12 protein-coding genes and 3 pseudogenes are annotated in these 19,997 nt (G+C 62.5%); 12 read left to right on the top strand and 3 right to left on the bottom strand.

The features are described 5' to 3' along the window. The first annotated feature begins 2 nt into the window (after window positions 1-2). The 10 genes and pseudogenes from LRS06_RS14755 to LRS06_RS14715 all read left to right on the top strand — a co-directional run bounded on the left by LRS06_RS14755 (window position 3) and on the right by LRS06_RS14715 (window position 9,741). A complete protein-coding gene (locus tag LRS06_RS14755) occupies window positions 3-920 on the top strand; it encodes a hypothetical protein (RefSeq protein ID WP_257872172.1) in 918 nt (305 codons plus the stop codon). A gap of 37 nt (window positions 921-957) precedes the next feature. Continuing rightward, the gene (locus tag LRS06_RS14750; RefSeq protein WP_257872171.1) at window positions 958-1,947 is read left to right on the top strand and encodes a hypothetical protein; all 990 of its coding nucleotides are present in this window, start codon (window positions 958-960) and stop codon (window positions 1,945-1,947) included. Between the two features lie 9 nt (window positions 1,948-1,956). Then, entirely contained in the window at window positions 1,957-2,808 is an 852-nt protein-coding gene (locus LRS06_RS14745; RefSeq protein ID WP_257872170.1) for a DUF4129 domain-containing protein, read from the top strand. Between the two features lie 11 nt (window positions 2,809-2,819). After that, window positions 2,820-4,250 carry a DUF4350 domain-containing protein gene (locus LRS06_RS14740; protein ID WP_257872169.1) on the top strand — a complete coding sequence of 477 codons (1,431 nt, stop codon included), beginning with the start codon at window positions 2,820-2,822 and terminating at the stop codon, window positions 4,248-4,250. 219 nt (window positions 4,251-4,469) lie between these two features. Continuing rightward, a pseudogene (locus tag LRS06_RS14735) lies at window positions 4,470-5,463 on the top strand (AAA family ATPase). A gap of 147 nt (window positions 5,464-5,610) precedes the next feature. Next, the gene (locus LRS06_RS14730; protein ID WP_257872168.1) at window positions 5,611-6,969 is read left to right on the top strand and encodes a DUF58 domain-containing protein; all 1,359 of its coding nucleotides are present in this window, start codon (window positions 5,611-5,613) and stop codon (window positions 6,967-6,969) included. Between the two features lie 255 nt (window positions 6,970-7,224). Next, window positions 7,225-8,376: pseudogene (locus LRS06_RS14725) on the top strand (beta-N-acetylhexosaminidase); the annotation flags it as partial. A gap of 50 nt (window positions 8,377-8,426) precedes the next feature. Next, window positions 8,427-8,582 (top strand): annotated as a pseudogene (locus tag LRS06_RS25555) (hypothetical protein); the annotation flags it as partial. Further along, entirely contained in the window at window positions 8,583-9,290 is a 708-nt protein-coding gene (locus LRS06_RS14720; protein WP_257872166.1) for a hypothetical protein, read from the top strand. It begins immediately after the preceding pseudogene. Between the two features lie 91 nt (window positions 9,291-9,381). After that, on the top strand, window positions 9,382-9,741 hold the full coding sequence (locus LRS06_RS14715; protein WP_257872165.1) for a hypothetical protein: 360 nt from the start codon (window positions 9,382-9,384) through the stop codon (window positions 9,739-9,741). A gap of 33 nt (window positions 9,742-9,774) precedes the next feature. Here the strand turns inward: LRS06_RS14715 and LRS06_RS14710 are convergent, their stop codons facing one another. Next, entirely contained in the window at window positions 9,775-13,188 is a 3,414-nt protein-coding gene (locus LRS06_RS14710; protein ID WP_257872164.1) for a hypothetical protein, read from the bottom strand. Further along, window positions 13,157-13,453 (bottom strand): hypothetical protein, encoded by a 297-nt coding sequence (locus LRS06_RS14705; RefSeq protein WP_257872163.1) that lies wholly within the window; start codon window positions 13,451-13,453, stop codon window positions 13,157-13,159. Before LRS06_RS14705 ends, LRS06_RS14710 begins: the two co-directional genes overlap by 32 nt. Before the next feature lie 168 nt (window positions 13,454-13,621). Between LRS06_RS14705 and LRS06_RS14700 the strand changes: the two genes are divergently transcribed. Next, window positions 13,622-14,056 carry a DUF6799 domain-containing protein gene (locus LRS06_RS14700; RefSeq protein ID WP_257872162.1) on the top strand — a complete coding sequence of 145 codons (435 nt, stop codon included), beginning with the start codon at window positions 13,622-13,624 and terminating at the stop codon, window positions 14,054-14,056. Between the two features lie 173 nt (window positions 14,057-14,229). Continuing rightward, a complete protein-coding gene (locus LRS06_RS14695) occupies window positions 14,230-16,137 on the top strand; it encodes a WG repeat-containing protein (RefSeq protein WP_257872161.1) in 1,908 nt (635 codons plus the stop codon). Between the two features lie 88 nt (window positions 16,138-16,225). On the opposite strand, the gene LRS06_RS14690 is transcribed toward LRS06_RS14695, so the two are convergent. After that, complete coding sequence (locus LRS06_RS14690; protein WP_257872160.1) at window positions 16,226-19,933, bottom strand: HAMP domain-containing sensor histidine kinase; 3,708 nt, start codon at window positions 19,931-19,933, stop codon at window positions 16,226-16,228. Window positions 19,934-19,997: the final 64 nt, after the last annotated feature.

Below are 19,997 nucleotides of genomic sequence, written 5' to 3'. Positions count from 1 at the left end.
CTATGAAAACTCCGTTTACCAGCAAAGCCGATTTCTGCCAGGAGCGCGACTTTGGCCAGAAAATCAGCGCCACATTTGAGTTTCTGACGGCCCACGCCCAGCCGCTGGGCAAGTGCCTGCTGTATTTTGTGCTGCCCACGGCAGTGCTGGCGGGCATTGGGCAGGCCCTGGCCCAGCAGGAGGCACTGGAACTGATAGATGCTGCTGCCAAAGGCAACACAAGCGGCTTGCAGGGCTATAGCTCCTTGAGTAGCCTGAACTTGCTGCCCATGTTTCTGCTGGCCCTCAGCCACAGTATGCTGGCCTGCACCGTCTATAGCTACGTGCGGCTGCGGATTACGCAGCCAACCGACCAGGAAATAACCCCTTCTCAGGTCTGGCAGCAAGTGAAAAGCTATGTACTGCCTTTGATGGCGGCCAGTATTATTATCGGAATCGTGGTCGGAATTGGTATGCTGTTCCTGCTGCTACCAGGTATTTATCTGGCCATAGGTCTTAGTCTGGTCTGGACGATTGTGGTACTGGAAGACCGGAGCATCTCGGACTCATTCGGCCGCAGCCTGCACCTGGTGAAAGGCAAATGGTGGTCGACGCTGGGGCTGCTCGTCATTATGTACATCATCGTGGCGATTCTAAGCGCCATCTTTAGCATCCCGAATACGGTGCTGGTATACAGCAAAGCGTTGCGTCTGAATGCCCTGGACTTTCCGCTGGTTTCCCTGGTTCTGGCGCTGCTCACCACTACCCTGAGTGCTTTTCTGTATGTGCTCGTTGCGGTGGCCGTGATGTTTCAGTACTTCAACCTGGTAGAGCGCAAGGAAGGCCACGGCCTGCACTCCCTTATCAACAGCCTGGGGCAGCAGCCCACGCCTGTAGCCCACAACCACCACTTCCGCCCCGACGACGACGGCGAGTATTAACCCCGTACGGCCTCATCCTCCACGTCCATCAGTTCCTATGAAAACACCCTTTACCCGCGCCGCCGACTTCCAGCAGGAGCGTGACTTCGGGCAGAAAATCAGCGCTACGTTTGAGTTTCTGGGCACGCACTGGCGGCCCCTGCTCAAGTGCCTGGCCTACTTCGTGCTGCCCGGTACGCTGCTGGCCGGCATCGGGCTGGGGCTGATGATGAACTCGATGTTTGACCTGATAACACAGACTCAGCAAGGGGAGGCGGCACGTATCAGCAACGGCAGCATGCCGTTTGGGCCGGGCTACTTTATCGGCATCGGCGTGGCGTTTATCGGCGGTATCATCTCGTTTGCCCTGCTGCTGAGTACCGTGTACGCCTACGTGCGGCTGCTGTACACTGACGAGCCCGCGCCCCTGCCGCAGCCCCGGCAGGTATGGCTGGAAATGAAACCTCGTCTGGGGCGGGTATTCCTGTCATTTGGCGTGCTGGGCGTGGCGTACCTGCTGCTGGCAGTTGTGTTGGTGTCCCTTATTGCTCTGGACGAAGTGGTGGGCGTAGTACTGCTGTTTCTGGTGATGCTGCCCGCACTGCTGTACGTGGTGGTACCCTTGTCGCTGTTTTTCCCGGCTATGTGGCTGGAGGACCTGGGCATCTTTGCCGCGCTGCGGCGCAGCTTCCAGCTGGTGGCCGGGCGCTGGTGGGCTACGCTGGCCTTGCTGCTGGTGGCCTCCCTTATTCAGGGCACCATGTCGTTTGTATTTATCATTCCCTTCTACGCCAGCATGTTCGGCAAAATCCTCAAGCTGCCGGTGCTGAGCTCCGATGTCTTTGGAATGGTGGTGCAGTGCCTGTACATGACGGGCGTTTCGTTTTTATACGTGGTGTCGCTGATTGCCAGTGCGTTTCAGTTTTTCCACCTGGTAGAGCAGAAGGAAGGCCACGGCCTTTTACAGCTGGTAGCCAGCCTGGGCCAGACGGCCGCTCCGGCCGCTGCCAACAGCGCCTACTCTCCCACCGACGACGGCGAATACTAACTTATTGCCGTGGCCTGCATTTCCCTTGAAAACAACAGACTGGTGACGTATTGCCTGCACTTTCTGTACGCTTCGCTTAACTGGCTGCGCGCGTTGCTAAGCCACTTAGAGCGGCCTGAGCAGCGGCTAAAGCTTCCGGCGCAACAGTGGCTGCTGGCCTTGCTGCTGCTGGCAGCCCCGGCCTTAGCTGCGCCCGCCCCCGCCCCAGTGCCTTCGCAGGCAGCTACGCGGGCTACCTACCGGGCCCCCGATACGGAGCGCCTGCGGGAGCTGCGCGGGCAGCGCGAGTTTCAGTACGTGGACGTGCGCAGTGAGCAGAGTGGCTGGGACCTGTTCTGGCGCCGTTTCTGGGAATGGCTGGGCGAGCTGCTGAATACGCGCGGCGGCCGGCTCACCTGGAAGTACGGCGTCTATGCCCTGCTGGTGGCGGCGCTGGTGTTTGGGGTGCTCAAGCTGCTGCAGGTAGACGTTACGCGGGCCTTTGGGCGGGCACCCCGCACCGGCCTGCTGGCCTACGATATAGCCAGTGAAGACCTGGAAACCATCAACTTCGACGCGGCTATTGCCGAGGCCGAGCGCCAGGAAAACTACCGGGTGGCCGTACGCCTGGGCTATCTGCTGGCCCTCAAGCAGCTGGCCGATAAGGGCCTGATTCGTCTGCAGCCCGAGAAAACCAACCACGATTACCTCTACGAGCTGCCCGAGGGCACGCTGCCGCCCGCTTTCCGGGAGTTGACACGGCAGTTTGAGTTTGTGTGGTACGGGGAGCACGAAGACCTCACAGCCAGCCAGTACCAGCAAACCCGAGCCACCCGCCTGCGCTTTCTGCAAACCCTTTCAGCCACCCGTAACGCCGCCTGATTTCTATGCGCATGACGACGTTTCGGTGGTATCTGGTGGGCCTGGTGCTGCTGTTTGCGGCTTACGTGGCCGTGGAGTACTACCGCCCCAAGCCCCTCAACTGGGCGCCTACCTACCAGAACAAAGACAAAATTCCCTACGGCACCTTCGTCCTGCACGACCAGCTGCCGCATGTGCTGGCCGTGCCGGCCCGCGAGGTATACACTGTGCGCGTGCCCATCTACAACCAGCTGGAAGGCCGCGAGGAGCCCCGCCCGACCGACGACGCAGCCACCGCGCTGGACTCGGCTGACATAGCGGAGATGATAGACCAAGCGGCCGATACAACCCGCGCCGGGAGTAGCTGGGAGGCTACGGATACAACGGCCGCCACAGCCGCCGCGCCTGCTCTCATCGACTCGGCTGATGCCACCGATGCCGATTACGCCGCCGGCCTGGCCGAATCGGGCTATAAGCGCGCCTCCTACCTGTTCGTGAATGGCTCTTTCAGCCTCAGCCGCCTCGACTGCCGCTCCCTGCTGCGCCACGCTGCCCGCGGCAACGACGTGTTCATTGCGGCCGAAAACTTCGATTTGCAGTTTGCCGATACGCTCGGCTTCCGCAGCGTGTCGACGGTAGACCAGCCAAACCCGAAAGACAAAAAGCTGCAGCTGGATTCGGTGCGCCTAAGCTTCACCAACGCTGCCCTGCAAAAGGCTGCTGGCGCCCCCGCGTTTAAGCTCCCCGCGCTTACGGCTTCCTACCACCTGGCACCCGACAGCAGCCGCATGGGCGAGTTTACGGTGCTGGCCATCGATGCCCGCAACCGGCCCGTGCTGGTTCGCCGCACCCACGGCCGGGGCCACGTATACCTGTGCTCAGTGCCGGTAGCTTTCAGCAACTATTACGTGCTGCGGCCTCGCACCCATGGCTTTGCTTTTGCGGCCCTCTCCTACCTGCCCACCGGCCGCCTGGTGTGGTGGGACGAGTATCAGAAGCAGGGCCGGGTGGGAGAACAGTCCTTACTGCGGGTGCTGATGGCCCACGATGCCCTGCGCTGGGCCACCTATCTGGCCTTGCTGGGCGCTCTGATGTTCATGCTATTCGAGGCCAAACGCCGCCAGCGCGTCATTCCCATTCTCAAGCCTCTTCCCAATACTACGCTGCTGTTTACGCGCACCGTGGCCGGCCTTTACCGGCAGGGCCGCAACCATCAGCTTATTGCCGAAAAGAAAATCGGCCTGTTCCTGGAGCATTTGCGCACCCAGCTGCACGAGCCTACCCTGGATTTGCAGGACGAGGCCCTGCGGGAGCGGCTTAGTCAGAAGTCCGGTGTGGCCCGCCCCGAAGTGGACGCCCTGGTACGCCGCATCAACTTTGCGCTGACGGCTCCGCAGCTTTCGGACGTAGAGCTGCTGGCGTTAAACCGGGCCCTGAATGATTTCCGTCGAGCCATGAGCTAAGTTGCACTATCCGGTAAATTATGATTTAGCTCATTTTGCACTATACCATTATGTGACTCTAGAACAGTTTAGATGATAAATTAAGCCATAATCTATTTTTTACTATTAAAACTATTCCACCCTGTTTTTCTCTTCTCTGACTTGATTTCTGCCGAATATATGGAAAACCTCCACCCCGAACAGCCAACTCCTGACGCAACCTCCGCTCCACTATCGGCCATGCCCGAGGCTACGGGTGACGCGGGCTCCTTTGCGCCCCGCACCGACCTTTCGGCCCTCAGTCGCCATGCCGATGCTATCCGGGCCGAGCTCGGCAAGGTGATTGTGGGTCAGCAGGCCTTGGGCGAGCTGCTGCTCACCGCCATTCTGGCCGATGGACACGTGCTCTTGGAAGGTGTGCCGGGCGTAGCCAAAACCCTTACGGCCAAGCTGCTGGCCCGCACCCTGGCCGTGCCGTTCAGCCGCCTGCAGTTCACCCCCCGACCTGATGCCTTCCGACGTGCTGGGCACCGCCGTATTCCGCCCCGCCCAGGCCGATTTCGAGTTCCGCCCCGGCCCCATCTTCGCCAGCGTGGTCCTCATCGACGAAATCAACCGCGCCCCGGCCAAAACGCAGTCAGCCCTGTTTGAGGTGATGGAGGAACGGCAGATAACCCAGGACGGCACCTGCTACGCTATGCCATTGCCCTTTATAGTGCTGGCCACCCAGAACCCCGTGGAGCAGGAAGGCACCTACCGTCTGCCCGAGGCCCAGCTCGACCGTTTTCTGTTCAAGCTGAACGTGGGCTACCCAACGGTGGAAGAGGAAATTGCTATTCTGCAGGGCCACCACGCCGGTTTCGGGGGCACGCCGCTGGATGTAGTGAAGGCCGTAGTATCGGCAGCGGAGCTGGCCGAGCTGCGCGAGCAGGTGCGCCGCCAGCACGTGGAGCCGCGCCTGCTGGAGTACATTGCCCGCCTCGTGGGCCAGACGCGCATGCACAAAGGCCTGTATCTGGGTGCTTCGCCCCGCGCCTCCCTGGCTCTGCTCAACGGCGCCAAGGCCCTAGCGGCCCTGCGCGGCCGCGACTTCGTGACGCCCGAAGACGTGCAGTACCTGGCGCCCCACGTGTTGCGGCACCGCATCCAGCTCACGCCCGAGCGCGAAATGGAAGGCCAGACCCCCGACGACATCGTGAAGCAAATCCTCCAGCAGATTGAGGTGCCGCGGTAGGTTGTTGCGTTGGCTGTCATGCTGAGCGAAGCCGAAGCATCTCTGGCTAATCAAAACCAGAGGTAGAGATGCTTCGGCTTCGCTCAGCATGACGCGGCTTTTCTGAGGTATTCCTCATTATTCACTCCTCATTTTCAATTCTCCTCTGTGAAGTCCCTGTACCTTACCCGTCGGTTTTTTCTGGCATTGGCTGCGGTGGTGGTAGGGCTGGTGGTGGCATTTTTTCTGCCAGGCTGGCTGAGTCCGGTGCTGCTGGGGCTGGGACTGGTAGCCGTGCTGCTGCTGGTTGACGTGGCTCTGCTCTACGCTCCGGCCCAGCAGGGCGGGGCGGGCAGAGTGTTTGGCCGGCGGGTGATGGGCGACAAGCTGGCCAACGGCTCCGACAACGACATTCACCTCTACCTCGAAAACCACTTCCGCTTTCCCATCCGCACCGAAACCATCGACGAGATTCCGCACCAGTTTCAGCGGCGCGACGTGCTTTTTCGCAACCACATCGGGCCGGGCCAGACGCAGGTGATTCACTACCAGCTGCGGCCCACCAAGCGCGGCGAGTACGAGTTTGGGGCCCTGAACGTGCTGGCAGCCTCCCCGCTGGGGCTGGTGCGGCGGCGCTTCCGCTTCGAGGCAGGGCGGATGGTGCCGGTGTACCCCTCGTTTCTGCAGATGCGCCAGTACGAGCTGCTGGCCATTCATAACCGCCTCACGGAGGTGGGCGTGAAGCGCATCCGGCGGGTGGGCCAGAGTATGGAGTTCGAGCAGCTGCGCCCCTACACCCTCGGCGACGACCCGCGCACCATCAACTGGAAAGCCACGGCCCGGCGCGCCACCGCCCCCCAGGCCACCGATGCGCTGATTGTCAACCACTACCAGGATGAGCGGGCCCAGCAGGTGTACTGCCTGATTGACAAGGGCCGGGTGATGCGGATGCCGTTTGAGGGCCTGAGCTTGCTCGACTACGCCATCAACGCCACGCTGGTGGTCAGCAACATTGCCATTCTCAAGCACGACAAGGCCGGGCTCATCACATTTTCGCACCAGCCCGGCGCCCTGCTGCCCGCCGACCGGCGCGGGGGCACTATGCGCCGCCTGCTGGAAGTGCTTTACCGCCAGAAAACCAAGTACCTCGAAACCGACTACGAGCGGCTCTACATCAGCGTGAAGAACAACGTGCGCCAGCGCAGCCTGCTCATTCTATTCACCAACTTCGAGACGCTGAGCGGGATGCAGCGCCAGCTACCTTACCTGCGCCGCATGGCCAAAGACCATTTGCTGCTGGTAGTATTCTTCGAAAACACGGAGCTACGGGCGTTTCTGGATGCACCCACGCTCACCACCGAGGACGTGTACAACCAGACCACGGCCGAGAAATTCGCCCAGGAAAAGCGTCAGATTGTGCGGGAGCTGAACCGCTACGGCATCCACGCCCTGCTCACGGCCCCGCAGAACCTCACCGTCAACACCATCAACAAATACCTGGAGTTCAAGTCACGGGGGCTGATATAAACCACGACGGAACAACGGATTCGCGCGGATTTTTCGGATTTCACGGATTTTGTGGACGGCGCGTATGTTAGGTGTTTCCGGGGTAAGCAGGCTGGTTTTTAGCTCTTTGAATGAGTTTACAGGCATTTAGGAACGACGCCCTGGCTGTGCCGGGGCGTTTTTCTTGCCTGATGTTTGCAACGGGTGCGTAGTACCGTATCCGCCGGCTGGCCACCCTGACATGGCTAACTTGCCGGCCCTCCTACCCTGTTGCTTATGTTTCCGCGCCTTTTCCTGCTGCTTGTTTTTGGTTTGGCTTGTCGGGTGGCTGGGGCCCAGACGGGCACTGCTCCCGCGTCTCGCAACCTGCTGCCGGTGCCCACGGAAGTTCGCTGGGGTAAAAGCAGCCTGCCCTGGAAAGCGGCCCTCCGGCCCCAGCTGGATGGACCGGTTGACTCGGTGGTAGCGCAGGCGGTGCTGCGCACGCTTAACCGGCTGCACCGCAACGGCACGGCCGCCCCGCCTAATACAGCCCTGCCGCTGCAAATCCGCTACGGCCAGGTAGGGCGGCCCGAGGCATTTGATGAGGAACGCTACAGCCTGCGCGTGACGCCCATGGGCGTATCCATTGATGCGCCCACCAGCCTGGGGGTGTTGCGGGCACTGGCTACGCTGGAGCAGCTGCCGGAGCGCCAGGGCCGGCACATGGTGCTGCCCGAAGTAGACATTGTGGATCAGCCGCGCTTTGCCTGGCGCGGGCTGCTGCTGGATGCGGCCCGGCACTTTATGCCGGTTTCGGTTGTCAAGCGCAACCTCGATGCTATGGCCGCCGTGAAGCTGAACGTGCTGCACTGGCACCTCACCGATGACCAGGCCTTTCGAATCGAAAGCACGCGGTTTCCGCGTCTGCACCAGTTCAACACCACGCCTGGCGTGTACAGCCGCGCCCAGATCCGGGAGGTGCTGGCGTACGCGGCCGGCCGGGGCATTCGGGTGGTGCCGGAGTTCGATGTACCCAGCCATACCACCAGCTGGCAGGTGGCCTACCCGCGCCTGGCTTCGCTCGATACCACGTATACGCCCTACCAGAGCTTCCGAACCTCCAACATTGCCCTCGACCCCACCCGCGAAACCACGTACTCGTTCCTGGATTCGCTATTCGCCGAAGTAATACCCCTGTTTCCCGACCCCTATTTCCACATTGGCGGCGACGAGAATGACGGGCGGCAGTGGCGGCGCAATCCGCGCATCCAGTCTTTCATGCGCGACCAGAAGTTTCTCAACGCCAAAGGGCAGCCCGACAAGCACCAGCTGCAAACCTACTTCAACCGGCGCGTGCTGACGATGGTGCAGAAGTACGGCAAGCAGATGATTGGCTGGGACGAGATTCTGGGGCCGGGGCTGCCCCCCGAGGCCATCATCCAGAGCTGGCGGGGTAAAAGGGGCTTGCCGACGCCGTCAAGGCCGGCCACCGGGCTTTGCTTTCCAACGGCTACTACCTGGACCTCTACTTCACAGCGGCCAGCCACTACACCACCGACCCACTACCGGCCGATTCTCCCCTTACGGCCGAGGAGAAAAAGCGCGTGCTGGGCGGCGAGGCCACACTCTGGGCTGAGTTTGTCGACAGCGTGGTGGTGGATTCGCGCATCTGGCCCCGGGCCGCCGCCGTGGCCGAGCGGCTGTGGTCGGCGGCGAGTGTAAACGACGTGGCGGATATGTACCGACGGCTGGGGTCCGTGTCGCAGCAGCTGGAAACGCTGGGTTTGCAGCACCGCCGCGCCCCGGAGCAGCTGCTCACGCAGCTGGCGGGCGGAGCTACGCAGGTGGGGCCGCTGCGCACCTTGGCCGAGGTACTGGAGCCGGTGAAGGAATACAAGCGCCATTTCCAGGGTTTCACGTACACGCCCCAAACGCCGCTCAATCGTCTCGTAGATGCCGCCCCGGCCGAATCGGAGGTGGCTCGAACGTTTGGGGTGCAAGTGGATAGCCTGCTGGCGCTGGCAAAGGCCAGTGGTGGGCAGCTGCCGCGCACAGCCCCAGTCCGCCGCCTGCTCAGCCAGCTTCAGGCGCAGCTGCAGCGCTGGCAGCTCAACGACGTGCAGGTGCAGCCCACCCTGGCCCTGAACCCCACGCTGCGGGAATACGCCCCGCTGTCCACGCAGCTCACCCTGGTTTCGACGCTGGCGCTGGCCCGCCTCACGCAGCTGGAACGCGCCGAGGCATCGAAGCCCGAGTGGCAGGCAGCAGCCCTCAAGCAGCTGGACGCCGCCAAAGCCCCGGCCGGGCAAGCAGAGCTGGCGGTGGTTTCGGCCGTGCGGCGGCTGGTGGAAGCGAAGTAATGTAAAACATAACAGTGCGTTGGAGAATCATCGTGTGACGCTGAACGCAACGGAGTTTTTGTAATTCTTCTCTCTCCCAAACTTAGTTTGCATGTCTGCTAGCCGAACTGTTCATCTGATCCAAGACCCGCTATTCGGCAATAAGCTGGCAACTATACCTGTTTTTGATGCGGTTTGGATACTTGACAGCGTTGAAAATCGCTATGCCGTAGCCGAGCTTAGAAAAGCTTCTCTCCGCCAGTTCACACTTTTCCAGGTACAGGCAATGGATGACCTTTTATATATGATTGAGTTGCATCATGGGGTGGACAGCCAGACGCCAGCCTTTCAACAACTCATTATTTGGGGATATAAGCCAGAAGAATCCTTATTACGGGCATGTCTGGAATCCATCGACTTCCAACTCGTGGAAAGTAAACAGAACTACATTAGGGCACATCGTAGGGCTTAGGCCTTACGGCTCATGTAACCTAGCAAGTCTTCGCTAAAACAATACTGCAACCTGCATGCGGCCGGTGTGAACGGCGCTGAGGCCATTGGGCTTGCGGCCGTCGTAGCTGAGCGTGAGGTTGAGGCCGTTGCTGAGGCGCTGTTCGGCGTTCAGGTTCCAGGTGAGGTTGTTGCCGGGGCGCAGGGCATTCAGGATTTCCAGGCCCACCACCGACGACAGGTCGCCCTCGAAGCCCACGCGCACCAGCCGGGTATTGGCCGTGACGGTGCGCTTGCCCACCTGGCTGAGGCGGGTTTCCACGCCTAGCTCGTCGAACACGCCGCTGGCGCCCTCATTGGGGCCTGCCAGGGTGTTTTGCTTGCTGGTATGCAGGTAGGTGCCGGTAAAGCGCAGGGTGTTGCTGGGCTGGTAGCTGAGCTCGGGCGCCACCTCATAAATCAGCAGGCGGAAGTTGCGGGGCGAGAGGTAGGTGGACTCGTTCTGGCGGATGGAGCGCGTGGACGTAAAGCGCCCCGTGAACGACTGGGCCAGCGTGCGGCGCAACAGCACGCTCTGGCTGGCCAGATTGCGGATATCGGTGCCCTGGGTGAGGAGTACCTTCTGCTGGGTTTGCTGCACCGTCAGCTCGCCCCCGAAGATGGGGTTGGAGCGGTTGAAGTAGAGCGTGTTGCGCAGCAGCTTGTTGAGGCTGAGCAGAAACAGATCCTCGGTCTGGAAGGCGAAGGGGTTGAGGCGGGAGCTGAGGCTTTTGTCGGTAGTGCGCCGGTCGAGGCTTACGGTGGTAAGGGCACTGAAGCGGGCGGCGGCTTTGCGCCAGCCGGCCTGTTCGCGCCAGCGGGCCGGGGCCGAAGTAGTAAGGCGGTAGCTGAAGCGGTTGGAGAAAGCCAGGATGTAGTCGTCGGTGGGCAGGAACACCTTGATGTGGGTGCGAAACTGGGCGTCCGTGGTCTGGGCCTCGAAGAACTCTTCCTTGTCTTCGCGGCCATTCTGGTTGGCGTCGCCAGCGTAGTAGTGCGTGCCCTGGCCGTTGGGCACCGGCAGAAAGGAGTAGTCGCGCTTCAGCTCCCGGCCCGAGGCCACGCTGTAGCTCAGCTCCGAGCGCAGGGCGTTTTGCAGCAGCGTGGCATTCCAGTCGATTTTGCCCAGCACGGTTTGCTGGCGGGCGCTGTCGCGGGCAGCCAGGTCGCGGTAGGTGGCCAGCACGTTCAGCTCCTGGTTTTTGCCCAGACGGCTGCTGAGCGTGCCCTGCCAGGTTTGGGCCCGGCCCCGGGTTTGCAGATTATTCAGCTCGGGCGTGGGCGTCTGGTCGCGGCGGAAGCTGTAGTCAAGCCGGAAGCGGGTACGAGCCGAGTCGCGGCTCTGCAAGAACACGTTGTGCTCGTCGTAGTAGTTGGCCGAGGAAATAGAGTCGCCGGAAGGCAGGGCGACGCGGTTTTTGTCGAAGCGGTAGGCGTAGCCGGGCACTACGGGGCCGCGGGCGTAGCGGGCCGTAGCCTCACCCCGCGCCCAGGAAGAGTGGCGACGACCGGCGTCGGAGTTCAGCAGAAACAGGGCCCCGCGCACTTCCACCGCGCCCAGCTGGCGGGCACCTTCCAGCCAGTGCTGTACCCCGCTCACCTCGCCCGTGCGGAAGCGCCGACTCAGGCGGTAGCTCAGCAGATTGTTGGCGTCCTTCACCGCGCCCAGCGAAAAGTTGAAGATGTTGTCTTCGCGCGGGGTCCGCCGGGTGCCGTTCCCGAGCACGGTGCTGGTGGTGCTCCAGTTGCGGTCAAACTCAATGTCGCGGTACCGGTCGATGGGCGCAAACAGGCGGCTGGTGTACTCGTAGTCGAGGGTGCTGCGCAGCTTGTAGCCCTGCAGCACCGGCAGCCGCAGCGGCTTATCCACCACCGCGTAGCCTACCCGAAACGCCTGGCCCTGGTCGGCCTCGGGCGAAAACCGGTTCAGATCCAGCTGGGAAGTTGCCACGTCCACGAACACGGTGCTGGTTGAGTCGACACGGAAGCTGGCGCCCCCGGCCAGCATCTGCTTTTGCAGGGGCGTGGGCAGCAGCCGGATGGGGGCGTAGCTGCCCTGGGGTACGCCATTGATAGAGGCTACGTACTGAAACACGCGCCCGTTGGCACTCACCGCGTTGGAACTCAGAACATAGTCGCCCTGGTTGGCGCCGAGGTTGGTGAAGCGCACCGTGTACACGCCCCGGGTAGAATCGGGCGGGTACGTAAACACCGGCACTCGCTGTCCGTTACTGTTCGTGACAATATCCCGGTTGTACTGCACCTGGCGCCGGTCGTAGGCTACGGAGTCGATGCCCGAAGTGGCTACCTGGCTTACGTTGTCGCCGGTGTTGCGCAGCAGCTCACGCTGGGCGGCGGTCAGCTCCAGGTTGGGCGAGTTGTCGGGGTTATCGGCCTCGCGGTAGTAGTTGGCGTGCACGCTCAGGCGGCCGGCCTGCTGGTAGTGGCTCAGGTGGGTGAGCGAGCGGGCGTAGTTGAAGTCGGAATACTCGAAATCAATACGGATGCGGGTGTTGCGGGTAATCAGGTGCTGAGGCGAAAACGTGACTTCGGCCTGGTTGTAGTCGATAACGTAGTCGTTGTCGAAACCCCGCGTCATCAGGCGCCCATCCAGGTACACCCGCTCGGAGTTGGCCAGCACGATGATAAACTGCTCGCCATTGGGCCCACGCAGGCGGTACGGCCCCTGCACGTTCTCGATGGGCGTGATTTCGATGGACGCAAACTTGCCCTTAGCCACGCCCGCCGCCGCCGTGGTGGTGGCAAAGCGGCCCCGCCCCAGCACCGTAGTGGCCCGGGCCGAGGTAGCGGGAGCCGCCTGGGCCGGAATGGTACTGTTGCCGGTATTGGTAGGCCCCGCGCCGGGCAGCGTGGGCAGGCGCCCGAAATTAGCCTCCACGGCCGCGCCCTGGATGTTTTTGTAGAAGCGCAGAAAGTAGTCGGGCTTGTTGCGCAGCACCACGTCGCCGGCCGTCAGGTTCCAGCGCGGGTGCGTCAGGGTCACGTAAATCCGGTCAAACTCCTGCAGCTGCTGGGTGTTGCCCTCCGGCTGAAACGGCACGCTCTGGTCGCTGATAGCGGCCGTAAGCTGAATCTGGTCGGTGAGCTGGCCTTCGAGCTGAAGGTTGAGCGCGGAGTTGACAAACACGTTCTGGGCATTGCCAAAGGAAATACCCCGCGAGAGAGTACCGGTTTTGTTGATGCCCGGCGTGGCCAGAATCTGCTCCTTCACCGCAAAATCCTCCAGTCCGAAAGGCTTGCGCGGGAAATTCACGCTGTCCATTAGCCCGATGGGCCGCCGGAACACCGGCCCGGCCAGCCGCAACGGCAGCACCCGGTAGCAGATCAGCACCGAATCTCGCAGGGGTACGGGCAAACGGATATCGGGCTGACCGGGCTCAAAAGCCGGCAGGCGGGTGGCGGGCCGCACGTAGCGGTAGCGCCCCGTGCGCGGCTCGTAGGCTACCGCCCGCCCGTTCTCCGCCCCCCACCGACGACGGCACCACCGTAAGAGTATCAGCCAGCTCAAAAAACGTGGTGTCGCGCTCCGCCGCCAGCAGTACCCACCGGCAGCGGCGGGAGCTGGGCGGACCGGCCTCGGGGCGCTGCTGGGCCCAGGCCGCAGTGGCCGCCAGCCATCCGCACGCCAGCAGCAAACACAGGCGCAGAACAGAAGGCGGAAAGCGGCGGGTCATTCGGTAAAAATAGGGCGCGGTAGCGGTACTGGCGGTACAACGCAAAAGATGCCCCGATTCGTGCCAGCCAGCGGCCGGGCGGAGTTGGCGCGGTGGTTGCTGCCAACCCCGGCCGGCCGGCTTCGTACTGCCCGGTACATTTCCCTCTCACCTGCCTCCACCGCTTGTATGCGAAGTTTTTTACGATTCTGCGTGGTGGGGCTGCTGTTGCTGGCCGCCCAGGCTCAGGCCCAGAGCAACGACGGGTTCCAACGCCTGCATGGCCAGATGTACGTGGTGCGCAACGGCCAGCGCCGCCCCATGACGCACGACGCCCACCTGCCCACCGGCCACACCATTACCAAAGACGGCTTCGTGGTGGCTGCCAACGGCCAGCGCACCGAGCTACGGGAAGGCCAGGGCTGCGACCTGCGCGGGCGCGCAGTGGCCGTCAGCAGCACCAGCCAGGGTTTGGCGCTGGCGGCCCCGGCTACGGCGGCGCCCCGCGCCCAGTCCCAGGCCACGGTGCTGGCCCGGCTGCTGGGCGGCGACTACCCCGGCCGGGGCCATGCCTGGGGCAAGCGCAAGAAAGCCAAGAAGCACAAAGGCCGGCACGATGAGTAATGGCGGTTTCTGCTTTCCAGGGTTGTAGCGCGAACTATATAGTAGGCTACCCCACGCTGAATCTTCCCAAGCAAGAACGGCACAGTTCGCGCTGCTATGCACCGCCGGTTTCGTTCAACGGCGAGCGGGGGCAAGCCCTGCCCCTACTATGAAATTGCTTTTGTTGATTTTTCATGTTGCATGAGTTTTTGATTACGCCGTTTGCCGATGCCGCCCGGCAGCGCCACTACGCGGCCGTACGCGAAGCCCTGCGCGCCGACGACACCGGCCCCATTACCCTGCTGCTGGGCAACTTGGCCGTGGAAGAGGATGGCCCGGCCCTGGATGCGGTGGTGGTGCGGCCGCACAGTATTACGGTGCTGCTGCTGGTGCCGCGCGGTGGTCAGCTCAACATCCCGGCCCTTCGCTACGGCACCTGGAAGCTCGATAATACTCCGCTCCCCGGCGACTGGGACACCGATAATCCATTTGAGCAGTTTCAGCGGCAGAAGGAAGCATTAGCTTCCTGGCTGGCGCCTCAGCTGAGTTCGGAGCAAGCCAACCTGCAGTTTATTTCGGGAGTGGTGGTGTTTGATGGGCCGGTGACGTTTGGGCCGGAGGTGGAAGAGCAGCTTGCCTCCAGCCCCGCTACCAGCGGCTTCCAGCTACTGTGCGAAGCGGGCCAACTGCCGCGCCGCCTGCGGCAGTTGGCCCGCCCCGATATCGACCTGACCGACGCCGACCTCACCCAGTGGGCCCGCGACCTGGCCGAAGACGACGCGCCCGCAGAACCCACCCCAGCCGCCAGCCATAGCCCAGCGCCCGAATCCACCAGCGGCAGCCCACTGCGCCGCCTCTGGCAGTGGCTGGGCGCCCACGACGTGCCCGACGATGCGCCCTACGGCTACGACGCCCAGGCGGTGGCCGCCCGCCGCGCCGAAAAGCAGGAGCTGGAGCAAGTGCGCCACCAGCTGCAAGCCGACCTGAACGAGCAGATGCGCGCCCTGGAAGCTCGGGAAGCCGAGCGGGAGCAGCATATCACCGCGCTACGCACCCAGCTCGCCCAAGCCCCAAACGCCCCCGCCGAAGCCGCCGCTCTGCAGGCCCGGCTGGCTGCTGAAAGCCGTGAAAAAACCCTGGTGGAAGAAGCCATTGCGGCTTCCCGGGCCGAGTCGGCGGCGCGCAACGCCGAGCTGGACGCTAAAATCGCGCAGCTAAGCCAGCTGATTCAGCAGCTGAATACGCAGCCAACGCCGGCAGCAGCTGCCACCGCTCTGGCTACTCCAGGCCTGGCAACCCCTACTGAGGCTACCCGCCCGGGTAGCATAGCCGGGGCGGAGGCCCCGCGACGAGCAACATCGGTGGCAGCTACGGCAGCTTTGAGCTTTGCCCGGCTGCGGCAGTGGCGGCGCCTGCTGCCACGCCTGGCTATGGCGGCCGGGGCACTGGCCGTGCTGGGGCTGGGTGGCTGGGGCCTGAGCCGGGCTGTTTCCGCTTCGGCCCCCAGGCCATTCCAGGAAAACGGCAAATGGGGCTTCACCACCGGGGGCGACGAGCCAGTGGTGCCCGCTCGGTACGCTTCGGTGGCGGAGTTTCGGGAAGGCCACGCCGTGGTGGAAGCCGACGGAGCATTCGGTCTGGTGAACGAGGAGGGCGAAGAAGTGGTGAAGCCTGCTTATGATGCCCTGAACCCCTACGCCGGGGGCTACGCCCGCGTGCGGGTGGGCGACGCCTACACGTTTCTGGATCAGGACGGACAGGAATTCAACACGTACTACTTCAACGCGCTGGACTTCGCCGAAGGCTACGCTGCCGTGCTCGACTACCGGGGCTGGCACTACATCAGCGGCCCCAGGGAGGAAGACCCCGCCAAACCACCCGTCATTTTCCGCGAGGCCTACTCTTTTCAGCAGGGGCTGGCCCGCGTGCGTCTGGCCGACGGCTACACCTTCATCACGCCCGACTACCTGAAAGACCCCACCGAGGGCACGGAGCCCTTTGGCCGCTACACCGCCGCCACCGACTTCATTGATGGTCGCGCCCGCGTCACGCAGCAGGGCCGCACTTTCACCATCGATACCGATGGGGACGAGGTGAAGTAGGCCGTGGCAGCTGTTGTCTCCTTCTGATCTTGCCGCAGGACGAAGCATTGGTGGCCCCCCCCTTACTCCGGAAACCAGCCCCAAACCATCAGCCTGCCAGCGGCAGCTCGATGTAGAACGTAGTGCCGGTGCCTTCCCAGGTTTCAAACCAGATGCTGCCGCCCGCACTTTCAATGCCACGCCGGGCCACGGCCAGCCCAATGCCGGAGCCTTTTTCCTTGGTGGTGAAGTTGGGCACGAAGATTTTCTCCTGTACTTCTTCCGGAATGCCAGCGCCGTTGTCTTCGATGGCAATGCGCACTTTACTGGTTCCCACCAGCTCTATACTGGCCTCTACCTCCGGCCGACGCCCCTCGGGCACTGCCTGTAGAGCATTGATGAACAGGTTGTTGAAGGTGCGCACCAGCAGGCTTTCGTCGGCGTACACAGTGTAACCGAGTTCCTCGGCTTCGGGGGGCAGCTGCAGGCGCACCTGGCCGTTGCCCTGGTGCAAACCCACGCAGCGGCGCAGCACGGCGGCCACATCCAGCCGTTCGGGGCGCATGGCGGGCAGGTTGGTGAAGTTGCTGAAGGAGGTAGCAATGTCCGTAAGCACGTCAATCTGCGTGATGAGCGTCTGCGACACCCGGCCAATCAGCTCCGAGAGGTCGGCGTGGCCGTCGTGGATAGCGCGCTGCAGAAACTGCAAGCTCAGCTTCATGGGCGTGAGCGGGTTCTTGATTTCGTGGGCCACCTGCCGGGCCATTTCGCGCCAGGCGGCTTCTTTTTCCTGGGCGGCCAGCTCCTGCTTGCTTTCCTCCAGCTTGCGCAGCATGGTGTTGTACTCGCGCACCAGCAGCCCGATTTCATCCGACGACTCGTAGGTGAGCATTTCGTTCTGGCCGGTGAGGGTGGTGTGCTTGAGCTTTTCGGTGAGGAGCTTGAGCGGGGCCGTAAGGTAGCGCGAGGCCAAAAACGTGAGGGCCAGAAACAAAATGAACATCACCGTGAAGATATTCAGGATAGTATCGACCAGCTCGATAAGCTTGGTGTCCAGCTCCTTTTCCGAGTCGAAAAACGGAATACCTACGTAGCCCACCACGCTGGTGCCCGCCGCCGTAACCGTCCGTAGCGGCAGATACAAGGCATTAAACGAGAGTGTACCCGCCCTTTCGGAAAGCAGGATGCGCGGCTGGCTGCGCTCGGCCAGGGCCTTCAGCGCCTGCGGGTTCATCAAAGGGCTCAGCAGGCCACTCTCAAAAATGAGTGGCTGGCTGCTGACCAGCAGCTGGCCCTGGCCGTCGTAGAGGTTCAGGTCGGTTTCGGTGAGGCTGGCTACATTGGCGGCGGCTTCAGTGAGCTGGGTACGGTTGGTGGAATCGGCCAGCAGCGCAGTGTTTTTCAGCAGGTTGTCCTGTACAGCCTTGCCGCGCCGCTCGTAGGTGCGCAGCAGGTCGCGCTTATAGGAGGCCGTTACCTGGCTGGCCGTGGCCACGCTCACCACCAGCAGCGGAATCAGGATGCCTACGTTCAGGAACAGCTGAATCTTGGTGCTGAAGTTGGTGCGCAGCATGCGCGGGTACTTGCCGCGCAGCACCATGTAGGCAACTACGCACAGCAGCCAGAAAAACGTGTGCAGCAAAAATAGAAAGGAGAAGTTGGCCAGCCAGCTCGTGAAGGAGTAGCGTGGTGTGGTAACCACCACCACCCGCTCCTGCGGCCCACGCACGCCCAGGTGGTGCATGCCGGCCAATGATAGGCCCGTGGTATAGAGCCGGGGGTCGTGCAGGGCCTGATGGTTCAGATTGTTAACGTAGTCGAAGTCCCCCTCACTGTACACGGGCCGGTCCTGCTCGAAGCCGGCGTAGCTGAGCTCCGGCCCCAGCCCCGGCTGAAAGAACTTTTCATCCACCAGCAGCTCCGGCACCAGGCTATAGGTGGTGAGCTTTTTGAGAGCCAGCTCCAGCACAATGGTAGCCCGTGCACCCGAGGGAGCCCGCACGGGTACAAACGTGACGTAGCGGCGCGTGCTGAACGTGGCTCCATCATGCAGCAGAAACAGCCGGGGCTGATCGGTGGGCACGGCGTTACGCAGCAGGCGGTTTTCCACGGCAGGCAGCGCCTCAGAGGCGGAGCTGCCCAGGGGCAGCCCGGCTCCGTCGAAAAACCGCACCGAGGTTTCATATTTATCGAAGTAGTCGCGCAGGTAGTACTTCTCGATTTTCTGGCGCACCAGGTCCTGGTTGCCGAACGGGCCGGTGATACGCGCCTTAATGAACGGGTCGTTGGCCATTTCGCGGGTACGCTCGGTAAGCAGGAACTCCCCTTGCAGGTCATTGTCGACGAGCAGGTTGCTGGCCAGTTTCTGCTTGTTCTGAATCAGCTGCCGGTTGAAGTGCATGTACAAAGCCAGGCCGCCGATGGCCGCGCTCAAGGCCACCATCAGAAACACAAGCAGGTAAAGCTGGTAGGGCACCACCGCCGCCAGCGGCCGCAGCCCGGTTAAGCGCAGAATCAGAAAAAAGCCCAGCGTGAGGCCCAGCAGCGTGATATATGGCTGGCTTAGCAGCAGCCCCAGCGGCAGAAACACCAGCATACTGCCCGCCAGCATCAGCACTGCCACGCTTTTGGTAGCGGGCCGCAAAATAGCTACGAAACACTGCGTGAGCAGGTACAGGGCCAGCAGATAGCCCCCCGTATGCAGCACAATGGCCAGCAGCAGCAGCAGCTTGAAGGCCGAAACCTGGATACTCTGGGTTATATCGAGGTTGAGCTGGGAGTTGGTGAAGGTGCTGGCGTAGAACTGGTACAGCGTGATAAGTAGCCCGTAGAACGAGAGTACCGCCACAGTACCCAGGGCCACGCGCGCAGGGTCGCGCTGCAGCTGCCCGATGCGCCGCAGCACCCCGTACCGCCGAAACAGCCGCAGCCCGTACACCGCCACCACTACCATCACCAGCGCGTTGAGGATCAGGTCGCCCAGGGAAGGAGAAATAGCCGAGGCAGCGTACACGCGCGGGTCGAACAGGGGCAACTCGATAAAGGAAAACGGCAGCCCCCAGTATAGCAGCACCGCCCGCAGAGCCACCAGCGGCAGCAGCACCGCTGCGGCGCCGCGCAGCGGCCGCCGCAGCGCAAACAGGCGCCGGGCCAGCAGCAGCCAGCCCGCCAGGTACAGGATAATACCCAGCAGCAGCAGGGCGGCCGGCACGTACTTGCCCGTAGTGGGGTTGGCCTGCACGCTTTCCAGGGAAAACAGGTAGGCCCCTTTGGCCGAATACAGCCGGGGCAACCGGCCGCTTACGTCATTCGGTACTACGCGCAGGTTCAGGCCCCGGAATAAGGCCTGCGTGGCGCCCTCCCGCAGGTAGCGGTTGCTGATGCCGTAGTTTTTTTCCAGCGGCACATACGTCAGAATCACGTAGGGGCCTGCCTGCCGACGCAGAGCCAGGAAGCGGCCAAACTTCATATCCACCAGCTTTTCCCGAAATGGCTGGGTGGCGTTTTCCATTTCCGGCCGCATGGTGTGGTCGGACCAATACAGCAGGCGCAGGTCGCGGAACACGAAGGTGGGGTACGTAGCACCCTGCAGCAGCCGTTCGAAGCTTACCTCGCCCCGCTGTATATCTATGGCCAGTTCGTCGGCTTCCTCGTCGGCAGTGCGCTCGGCCTGCCGTACCAGGGCCTGAATCTGGCGGGCCTCGGCCCGCATCAGCACGCTGGTAGCCAGCCCGTAGTGGTTGCTCACGAAGGCAGCTACAAAGCATAGCGCGGCCAGCAACAGCAGAAACCAGGGAGAAAAGCGCGAAGACGACAAGGGCGGAGGAACAAGAAAATGAGCTGTTGGCCACGGCAACATGGCTAAGCGCATCCCGAGTTAT

Origin of the sequence: Hymenobacter sp. J193 (assembly GCF_024700075.1) — a bacterium.
Classification (GTDB): Bacteria; Bacteroidota; Bacteroidia; order Cytophagales; family Hymenobacteraceae; genus Hymenobacter.
Note: the sequence above shows the minus strand (reverse complement) of the source record. Positions and strands in the feature narration are given on the sequence as shown.

Excerpts from the sequence above, each read along its gene's own strand:
- LRS06_RS14715 (WP_257872165.1), top strand. The coding sequence starts at position 9,382 with ATGTCTGCTAGCCGAACTGTTCATCTGATCCAAGACCCGCTATTCGGC.
- LRS06_RS14700 (WP_257872162.1), top strand. The coding sequence starts at position 13,622 with ATGCGAAGTTTTTTACGATTCTGCGTGGTGGGGCTGCTGTTGCTGGCC.
- LRS06_RS14755 (WP_257872172.1), top strand. The coding sequence starts at position 3 with ATGAAAACTCCGTTTACCAGCAAAGCCGATTTCTGCCAGGAGCGCGAC.
- LRS06_RS14750 (WP_257872171.1), top strand. The coding sequence starts at position 958 with ATGAAAACACCCTTTACCCGCGCCGCCGACTTCCAGCAGGAGCGTGAC.
- LRS06_RS14740 (WP_257872169.1), top strand. The coding sequence starts at position 2,820 with ATGACGACGTTTCGGTGGTATCTGGTGGGCCTGGTGCTGCTGTTTGCG.
- LRS06_RS14705 (WP_257872163.1), bottom strand. The coding sequence starts at position 13,453 with ATGACCCGCCGCTTTCCGCCTTCTGTTCTGCGCCTGTGTTTGCTGCTG.
- LRS06_RS14695 (WP_257872161.1), top strand. The coding sequence starts at position 14,230 with ATGTTGCATGAGTTTTTGATTACGCCGTTTGCCGATGCCGCCCGGCAG.